This is a genomic window from Streptomyces sp. NPDC006450 (assembly GCF_040612195.1).
In the GTDB taxonomy this organism is placed as follows: Bacteria; Actinomycetota; Actinomycetes; order Streptomycetales; family Streptomycetaceae; genus Streptomyces.
Genome location: NZ_JBEXPT010000194.1, coordinates 1 through 7,532, shown reverse-complemented (window position 1 = coordinate 7,532; position 7,532 = coordinate 1). Strand labels below are relative to the sequence as shown.

6 protein-coding genes and 1 pseudogene are annotated in these 7,532 nt (G+C 71.8%); all 7 read left to right on the top strand.

The features are described from left to right. Nucleotides 1-570, top strand: a pseudogene (locus tag ABZY57_RS31255) (ornithine cyclodeaminase family protein); the annotation flags it as partial. A 74-nt stretch (nt 571-644) separates the two neighbouring features. Continuing rightward, the gene (locus tag ABZY57_RS31250) at nt 645-1,355 is read left to right on the top strand and encodes a GntR family transcriptional regulator (RefSeq protein ID WP_356517681.1); all 711 of its coding nucleotides are present in this window, start codon (nt 645-647) and stop codon (nt 1,353-1,355) included. A 302-nt stretch (nt 1,356-1,657) separates the two neighbouring features. Beyond that, nucleotides 1,658-3,409: an ABC transporter substrate-binding protein gene (locus tag ABZY57_RS31245; protein ID WP_356517679.1), complete on the top strand. Its 1,752-nt coding sequence runs from the start codon at nt 1,658-1,660 to the stop codon at nt 3,407-3,409. Beyond that, nucleotides 3,406-4,383, top strand: a complete 978-nt coding sequence (locus ABZY57_RS31240) for an ABC transporter permease (RefSeq protein ID WP_356517683.1) — start codon at nt 3,406-3,408, stop codon at nt 4,381-4,383. Before ABZY57_RS31245 ends, ABZY57_RS31240 begins: the two co-directional genes overlap by 4 nt. Beyond that, nucleotides 4,380-5,366 carry an ABC transporter permease gene (locus ABZY57_RS31235; protein ID WP_356517677.1) on the top strand — a complete coding sequence of 329 codons (987 nt, stop codon included), beginning with the start codon at nt 4,380-4,382 and terminating at the stop codon, nt 5,364-5,366. Before ABZY57_RS31240 ends, ABZY57_RS31235 begins: the two co-directional genes overlap by 4 nt. Beyond that, nucleotides 5,366-6,397, top strand: coding sequence for an ABC transporter ATP-binding protein (locus ABZY57_RS31230; protein ID WP_356517675.1), 1,032 nt, complete (start codon nt 5,366-5,368; stop codon nt 6,395-6,397). The genes ABZY57_RS31235 and ABZY57_RS31230 overlap by 1 nt, the downstream gene beginning before the upstream one ends. Nucleotides 6,398-6,489: 92 nt before the next feature. Next, the gene (locus ABZY57_RS31225; protein ID WP_243331896.1) at nt 6,490-7,419 is read left to right on the top strand and encodes a dipeptide ABC transporter ATP-binding protein; all 930 of its coding nucleotides are present in this window, start codon (nt 6,490-6,492) and stop codon (nt 7,417-7,419) included. The last annotated feature ends 113 nt before the right edge of the window (nt 7,420-7,532 follow it).

Sequence of the window (7,532 nt, the reverse complement as noted above, 5' to 3'; positions counted from 1 at the left end):
GCCGATGGGGGGCCGCCGGCGAAGGGCCCCCTCGACGCGGTGCACGCGAGGCGCACGCGGGGGGAGGTGGTGGTGGTGCCCCGTCCGGGGCCCCCGGGCAGCGCCGCCCGCGCGGAGAAGCGGGCGCCCCACGCGCGGGGGCTGGGCGTCCCCGCCCGGCCGGGGGCGGCGGCGGAAGTGGCCGATGCCGACCTGGTGATCTGCTGCACCACCTCCCGCGAGCCCCTCTTCGACGGGCGGCTGATCGCGCCGGGCGCCACGGTGGTCGCGGTCGGCTCGCACGAGCCGGACGCCCGCGAGGTGGACACGGCGCTGGTCCGGCGGGCGGCCGTGTACGTGGAGTCGCGTGCGGCGGCTCTGCGGGAGGCGGGGGACCTGCTGGTGCCCGAGGCCGAGGGGGCGATCGGCGCCGGTCACATCAGCGGCACCCTGGCCGACCTGGTCGCGGGCCGGATGCCGGGTGCGGGGGCGGCGAGTTGTCCACAGCTCTTCAAGAGTGTGGGCATGGCCTGGGAAGATCTCGCTGTGGCGGTGGCCCTGTTCGAGGCCGCCGGGAGCGGTGTCCACTGAGGAACGAGCGCAACGTGACATTGTACGCTGTTCCTCCGCACACCGGTGGTGTGAGCGGTCTCGGAGGAAATGCAATGGGTGACCTGAAGCAGCACAGTCTCATCAAGGCTCAGGAACGGCTCCGCGACCAGGTAGGCCACGCCCTGCGGGCGGCCCTGATAGCGGGTGAACTGCGCCCCGGGAGCGTCTACTCCGCCCCCGGACTCGCGGCCGAGCTCGGCGTCTCGGCCACCCCGGTGCGCGAGGCCATGCTCGACCTGGCCCGCGAGGGCCTGGTGGAACCGGTCCGCAACAAGGGCTTCCGGATCACGGAGGTCAGCGAGCGCGATCTGGACCAGTACACCGAGCTGCGCACGATGATCGAGGTCCCGACCATCGGCCGGATCACGAAGATCGCCACGCCCGAGGCGCTGGAGGCCCTGCGCCCCATCGCGCAGGAGATCGTCACCAGCGCGCGCGAGCACAACCTCATCGGCTACCTGGAGGCCGACCGACGGTTCCACCTGACCCTCCTCGGCCTCTCGGGCAACGACCGCCTGGTGGAAACCGTCGGAGACCTGCGCAAGCGCTCCCGGCTGTACGGCCTGACGGGCCTGGACGAGGCGGGCAAGCTGGTCTCCTCCGCCGAGGAACACATCGAGCTCCTGGACCTGATGCTCACCGGGGACGCGGAGGCGGCCGAAGCCTGCATGACCCGCCACCTGGGCCACGTCCGCTCCCTGTGGGCTCAGGGCCGGGACGAGCCGGTCGGCCGCACCAAGGGCGGCCTGGGCTCGGGCCTCTGACGCCGGGCCTCTGACGGGGCCCTCTGACGCCGGTTCTTTGCCCCGGGGTCTCTGACACGGGGCCTTCAACCCGGGCCGCCAATGACACGGGGCCCTCAACCCGGGCCGCCAACCCCGGGCCCTCACGCACGACGCCGGGCAGCCGCAGGAGCGCGCCCGGCGTTCGGTATGCCCAACACCCCTTCACGCGCCCCGATTTGGACACGGCTGGATAACGGTGGGTCCAACCCCTTGTCAGTACAATTTCACATTACTATGTTACCGGTCACATCATAGAGCGCGGCCCTTCACTGGAGTGACCCATGACCAAGCGCACCCAACTCGCCCTCGCCACCGCCCTGGTGGCCGCACTCGCAGTCGGCGCCTCGGGCTGCTCCGACCCCAAGAAGGGCTCCGCCGCAGGTGCCGGCGCCTCCAACCCCGCCTCCGCCAACGACGGGAAGATCCTCGGCGGCGCGCCCGTCAAGGGCGGCACCCTGACGGTGCTGTCCAACCAGGACTTTGCGCACCTCGACCCCGCCCGCAACTGGGTCATGCCGACCATGGACTTCGGCACCCGGCTCCTCTACCGCACCCTGGTCACCTTCAAGGCCGAGCCGGGCAAGGCGGGCAGCGAGCTCGTCCCCGACCTCGCCACCGACCTCGGCACCTCCTCCAACGGCGGCCGCACCTGGACCTTCACGCTGAAGGAGGGCCTGAAGTACGAGGACGGCTCGCCCATCAAGGCGCAGGACATCAAGTACAACGTCGAGCGCTCCATGGCCCCCGACCTGACCGGCGGTCCCGACTACGCGGCCCAGTACCTCGTCGGCGCCGAGGGCTACAAGGGCCCGCTCCAGGGCAAGCACCTCGACTCCGTGAAGACCCCCGACGACCGCACGATCGTCTTCGAACTGAAGCGGCCGGTCGCCGAGTTCTCCGCGACCGCGACCCTGCCGACCTTCGCCCCGGTCCCCGAGTCCCAGGAGAAAGGCACCCAGTACGACGCCCGCCCGTTCTCCTCCGGCCCGTACAAGATCGAGTCGTACGACCGCGACAAGAAGCTGGTCCTGGTCCGCAACGAGCACTGGGACGCCAAGACCGACACCGTCCGCAAGGCCTACCCCGACAAGTTCGTGGTCGTCATGGGCCTCAAGGGCGGCCAGATCGACGACCGGATCATCGCCGGGGAGGGCGCCGACGCCTCCTCCGTCCAGTGGTCCGACATGCGGCCCGAGAGCGCACCCAAGGTGCTGCCCAAGCCGGAGATCAAGTCGCGGCTGCTGGCCGAGTCCCAGGGCTGTACCGAGATGCTCCAGATGAACAACTCCCGCGCCCCCTTCGACGACCCGAAGGTCCGCGAGGCCCTGCAGTACGCCGTCGACAAGGAGGCCGTGGTCACCGCGGGCGGCGGCCCGGCCCTCAACGAGGTCGCCACCGCCTACCTCCCGCCGGCGCTCTCCGGCGGCAAGCAGGCCGACACCCTGAAGATCGCGCCGTCCGGCGACCCGGCCAAGGCCAAGGAGCTCCTCAAGGCCGCGGGCAAGGAGACCCTGAAGGTCTCCCTGGCCGTCTCCACCGGGGACAAGGGCAAGGCGGAGGCCATCCAGCAGGGCCTGGCCCGCGCGGGCGTCGAGGTGGTCATCGACACCGTCGACCCGGGCGCCTACTACGACGTCATCGGCGACACCACCACCGCCCCCGACCTCGTCCTGTCGGGCTGGTGCCCGGACTACCCCTCCGGCTCCACCTTCCTCCCCTTCGTCTTCGACGGCCGCACCATCAAGGCCAAGGGCAACTCGGGCAACTACGCGCAGTTCCGCGACGACGCGACGATGAAGCGGATCGACGAGATCAACGCCATGGCCGACGCCAAGCAGGCCAACCAGGCCTGGATCGACCTCGATGCCGAGATCATGAAGAAGTCCCCGGCCGTCCCCGTCCTGCTGGAGCGCAAGCCGCTGCTCGTCGGCACCAACATCGCCGGCGCCTTCGGCCACCCGGTCTGGGTCGGCCAGCTCGACTACGCCACGATCGGCCTCAAGGACCCGGCCAAGAGCCAGGGCCAGGGCTGATCATGACCGCCGCCCTCGCCGCCGACCCCGGCTCCCCGGAGGCGGCGGACGCGGCGGCGGTCAAGGAGGTCCCTCCGGGCAGCAGCCCCTGGCAGCTCGCCCGGCGGGAACTCCGCCGCCGCCCCGCCGTCCGCGTCAGCCTCTGCGTCGTCCTGCTCTTCGTCCTGATGGCCGCCACCGCCCCCTGGCTGGGCGCGCTGGGCGGCTGGTCCCCGGACGAGTTCGACAAGTCCGCCATCGACCCCTACCTCGGAGGCCAGCCGCTCGGCTCCTTCGGCGGGATCAGCACCGAGCACTGGCTCGGCGTGGAACCCGTCAGCGGCCGCGACCTGTTCGCCCGCGTCGTGCACGGCGCCCAGGTCTCGCTCCTCATCGCCTTCGCCGCCACCGCCATCGTGGTCGTGGCGGGCACCGCCGCAGGCATCGCCGCCGGCTACTTCGGCGGGCGCACCGACACCGTCCTGTCCCGGCTGATGGACCTGACGATGTCCTTCCCGTCCCTCATCTTCATGATCGCGATGCTGTCGGTGGCCAAGGACGTCAACCGCATCGTCCTCATGACCGCCGTCATCGGCGTCTTCGGCTGGCCCGGCGTCGCCCGCGTCGTCCGCGGCCAGGCCCTCTCGCTCAAGCACCGCGAGTACGTGGACGCCGCCCGCGTCGGCGGGTCCAGCTCCTGGCGGATCCTGACCCGCGACATCCTCCCGGGGGTCTCCGGCCCGGTCATCGCCTACACCACCCTGCTCATCCCCGGGATGATCAGCACCGAGGCCGCGCTCAGCTACCTCGGCGTGGGCGTGCGCCCGCCCACCCCCTCCTGGGGCCAGATGATCGCCGAGTCCGTGGCCTTCTACGAGACCGACCCCATGTACTTCGTCATCCCCAGCCTCTTCCTCTTCCTCGCGGTCCTCGCCTTCACCCTGCTCGGCGACGCCCTGCGCGACATCCTCGACCCGAGGGGCGGCCGGACGTGATCCTCTACCTCGCGCGCCGGCTGGTCGCCCTCGCCGGCGTCCTCCTGGCCATCGCCGCCGTCACCTTCCTCATCTTCTACGTGCTCCCCTCCGACCCGGCCGCGGCCGCCTGCGGCAAGACCTGCAGCGCCGAGCGGCTGGCCGACGTACGCGCGTACCTCGGCCTCGACCGGCCGCTGTGGCGGCAGTTCGGCGAGTTCCTCACCGGGATCTTCACCGGACGCACCCTCGGCACCGGCCAGTACGCCGTCCAGTGCGACTTCCCCTGCCTGGGCTACTCCTACGAGAACTCCCTGCCGGTCTGGGACCTGCTGATGGACCGGCTCCCGGTCTCCGCCTCCCTCGCCGTCGGCGCCGCCGCCCTCTGGCTCGTCCTCGGACTGGGCGCGGGAGTCACCGCCGCCCTGCGCAAGGACACGGCCACGGACAAGGTCCTCATGGTCGGCGCGGTCGCCGCAGCCTCCCTGCCCGTGTACTTCACCTCCGTGATGCTGATCTACGGAGTCATCCGGATCGCCGGGCTCCTGCCCTACCCCACCTACCAGGCCTTCACCGACAACCCCCTGGCCTGGGCGAGCAACCTGCTCCTGCCCTGGACGGCGCTCGCCCTGCTCTACGCCGCCATGTACGCCCGCCAGAGCCGCGGTTCCATGATCGAGGCGATGGCCGAGCCGTACATCCGTACCGCCCGCGCCAAGGGGATGCCCGAGCGCACCGTCGTGGTCAAACACGGACTGCGCTCCGGGATGACCCCGATCCTCACCATCTTCGGCATGGACCTCGGCAGCCTGCTCGCCGGAGCCGTCATCACGGAGTCCATCTTCGGACTCCCGGGCATCGGGCGGCTGTTCTACGGGGCCCTGGTCAGCTCGGACCAGCCCGTCGTGCTCGGGGTCACCCTGCTGGCCGCCTTCTTCATCGTCGTCGCGAACCTCGCCGTCGACCTCCTGTACGCCGTCATCGACCCGAGGGTGAGGTACTGATGGCTCCTCCCGAAGCCGCGCCCCCCGCGGCCCCGCTGCTCCAAGTCCGGGACCTCCACGTCACGTTCACCACCCCGCGCGGCACGGTACGCGCCGTCGACTCACTCGGCTTCACCGTCGAGGCCGGCCGCACGCTCGGCATCGTCGGCGAGTCCGGCTCCGGCAAGTCCGTCACCTCCCTCGCCGTCATGGGCCTGCACCGGGGCGCCGAGATCGGCGGCTCCATCGCCCTCGACGGACAGGAGCTGACCACCAAGTCCGAGAAGGAGCTCTCCAAGCTGCGCGGCCGCAAGATGGCCATGATCTTCCAGGACCCGCTGTCCAGCCTGCACCCCTACTACACGGTCGGCGAGCAGATCGCCGAGCACTTCCGGGTCCACTTCCGGGCCGGCCGGGCCGCCGCGAAACGGCGCGCCGTCGACATGCTCGGCGAGGTGGGAATCCCCGAACCCGCCCGCCGGGCGGGGGAGTACCCGCACCAGTTCTCCGGCGGCATGCGCCAGCGCGCGATGATCGCCATGGCGCTGGCCTGCGAACCCGACCTGCTCATCGCCGACGAGCCCACCACCGCCCTCGACGTCACCGTGCAGGCACAGATCCTGGAGCTGATCGCCGGCCTCCAGCAGGAGCGCGGACTCGGCGTCGTCATGATCACCCACGACCTGGGCGTGGTCGCCCGGGTCGCACACGAGGTACTGGTCATGTACGGCGGCCGGGCCGCCGAACAAGCACCGGTGGACGACCTGTTCGCCGATCCGGCGCACCCCTACACCCGGGGTCTCCTCGACTCCCTGCCCCGGCTGGACGACGCCGACGACGAGCCGCTGCGGGCCATCCCCGGCTCCCCTCCCTCCCTGCTCGCCCCGGCCCCGGGCTGCGCCTTCGCCCCGCGCTGCCCCGTGGCCGCCGCGGCCGACGACGTGGAACGCGAGCGCTGCGCCACGGTGCGGCCCGAACTCCGTCCCTACGGCGACGCCGGCCGCGAGTCCGCCTGCCACTTCACGGGCGCCGTCCGGGAGGTGACCCGATGACCACGGCGAACCAGCCGGGCACCCGAACCGACCGGGTCCCGGCGGCCCGCGGCGAGACCCCGCCCCCGCTGCTGCGGGTGCGCGACCTCACGATGTCCTTCCCCGGCAAACGGACGGCGACCGGACGCCGGGGGGCGCCCGTACGCGCCGTCGACGGAGTCTCCTTCGACCTGGAGGCCGGCCGGACCCTGGGCCTCGTAGGGGAATCGGGCTGCGGCAAGTCCACCACCGGGCGGATGCTGGTCCGGCTGCTGGAACCGACCTCGGGAAGCGTCGAGTTCGACGGCAAGGACATCAGCCGGCTCTCGCAGGGCGCCCTGCGCCCCCTGCGCCGGAACCTCCAGATGGTCTTCCAGGACCCGCACTCCTCCCTCAACCCCCGTCAGACGGTGGCCCGGATCATCTCCGACCCGCTGCTGGTGCAGGGTTCGAGCGCGGCGGACGCCCGCCGCCGGGCCGCCGAGCTGATGGAGCTCGTCGGACTGATCCCGGAGCACATCGACCGCTATCCGCACGAGTTCTCCGGCGGCCAGGCGCAGCGCATCGGCATCGCCCGGTCGCTCGCCACCAGCCCCCGGCTGATCATCGCCGACGAACCGGTCTCGGCGCTCGACGTCTCCGTCCAGGCGCAGATCGTCAACCTGATGGAGCGACTGCGCGCCGAACTGGGCCTGGCCTACGTGTTCATCGCGCACGACCTGTCGGTCGTCAAGCGGGTCAGCGACCGGGTCGCCGTCATGTACCTCGGCCGGATCGTGGAGATGGGCGACAAGAAGTCGCTCTACGAGAACCCCCAGCACCCGTACACCAGGGCGCTGTTGTCCGCCGTCCCGCTGCCCGACCCGGCGGCGGAGCGGCGGCGCGAGCGGATCGTGCTGCTCGGCGATCCGCCGAGTCCGGCCGCCCCGCCCCCGGGCTGCACCTTCCACCCGAGGTGCCCCGTGGCGCAGGAGATCTGCCGCACCGAACGGCCGCTGCTGCGGACGGTCGCCTCCCGTGAGGTGGCCTGCCACATGGCGTAGCCGCGGACGCCCGGGGGACCGGCGGGGAACCCGGGCACGGGGAGGGCCCCGGAGCGATGACCTCGCTCCGGGGCCCTGCCGTCGTTCCGCCGCCACCACGGCCGCGGGGGCGG